This window comes from Sphingomonas sp. RB1R13, assembly GCF_036663775.1.
Taxonomy (GTDB): domain Bacteria; phylum Pseudomonadota; class Alphaproteobacteria; order Sphingomonadales; family Sphingomonadaceae; genus Sphingomicrobium.
On sequence record NZ_JAXOJM010000028.1, the window covers coordinates 1 to 1444 of the forward strand.

Consider the following 1444-nt stretch of genomic DNA (forward strand, 5'->3'; position numbering starts at 1 on the left):
CCGACGCCGAACTTGCCGATGGTCAGGACGATCCGGTCGACCGAGCGCGAACCGCCCAGCTGGTTGGCGACACCCGCCACCGCCTCGCGCGTGCCGCCGAGGCCGAAGGTCTGGCGGAAAAAGGCGCGTTGCAGTCGGAAATAGGGTTCGGCCTCGCCGACCTTATAGGCCTCGGCGCTGGGAAATCCCGCAACGCCCAGTGTGTTGGACAGGCCGAAGCCCTGGTCGATCTCCGGATTCACCCACAGTTCGCCACCGGTCCAGGCGCGGGCGCCGATAAAGGCGGTGATGTCGGCGGTTTCCTGCACCTGACGCGGGGTCAGGCTGTTGGCGCCGGTATAGGGCGAGGCAAAGCCGCCGACCCCTTGCGCGACGACCGTCGCCTGGCCGTGGATCGCGAAATCCTCCGGCTGGGTATCCTGCGCGGACGCGGCGCGCGCGACGAGGAGCAGGCCGCACAGCGCGGCCCGCGAAACGATACGGATCATGATGCTATTCCCGGATCAGGCGCTGGCGCGGGGGCGGCGCATCGCCTGCGGACGGGTGGACGCGACCAGGCGCAGCAGCCGCGCGCGCTCGAGGGGAACGCTCGCCATCACGGTGGCGAGGGAATGCGCGCGGACATGCGCGCGGAACAGGGTACGGGTCATGGCAGACCTCCTTCGGGTTCGTGTGGTCGAGCCCGGCGGAAGGTCGGCGAGGAACGGCTCTAGCGGGCCGACATCGTCGACCCCGTCAGGCCCGTCAGACGGTCGGCAAGAACACAGACGCCGAAGCGTCTACTGTCCTCGTCGCCGGACAAGGGACTAGATCGGGGCATTGTGATCCTATGTGTGAGTCGGCCACGTCTGCGGTCGACAGGGCGCCCATAGCGCGCGTGGCTTGGGGATCAACCCCAAACTCCTCCCCGGCACGGGGAGGGGGACCAGCCGGAGGCTGGTGGAGGGGGCGGGCCGCAAAGGGAGTCCGGTGTGGAAGTCCCCCTCCGTCAGGCCTGCGGCCTGCCACCTGCCCGTGCCGGGGAGGATAAACAGCGTCAGGCGATCAGCAGGCCTGCCAGCGCCGCGGACATCAGATTGGCGAGGCTCCCCGCGATCAGCGCACGGATGCCCAGGCGGGCGATGGTCGGGCGCTGGTTGGGGGCGAGGCTGCCGGTGACGGCCATCTGGATCGCGATCGACGAGAAATTGGCAAAGCCGCACAGTGCGAAGGTGACGACCGCGACGGTGCGCGGCGACAGCTGCGCGGCCTGCTTGCCCAGGTCGATATAGGCGACGAACTCGTTGAGCACGATCTTCTCGCCGAACAGGCCGCCCGCGATACCCGCTTCCTTCCACGGCACGTTGAGCAGCGCCATGATCGGCTGGAACACATAACCCAGCAGCGCCTGGAAGCTCAGGCCCGGAATGCCGATCAGATTGCCCAGCCCGCCGAGCAGGCCGTT

The 1444-nt window shown here is 68.5% G+C and carries 3 protein-coding genes; all 3 read right to left on the reverse strand.

Annotation, left to right across the window (positions count from 1 at the left end; genetic code table 11):
* Positions 1 to 488 (reverse strand): carbohydrate porin (locus U1700_RS14500; RefSeq protein ID WP_332753401.1); only part of this gene is annotated, 488 nt, incomplete at its 3' end.
* A gap of 15 nt (positions 489 to 503) precedes the next feature.
* Entirely contained in the window at positions 504 to 650 is a 147-nt protein-coding gene (locus U1700_RS14505) for a hypothetical protein (RefSeq protein ID WP_294275630.1), read from the reverse strand.
* 386 nt (positions 651 to 1036) lie between these two features.
* Positions 1037 to 1444, reverse strand: a 408-nt coding sequence (locus tag U1700_RS14510) for a nucleoside transporter C-terminal domain-containing protein (RefSeq protein WP_332753402.1), incomplete at its 5' end; no start/stop codon positions are given.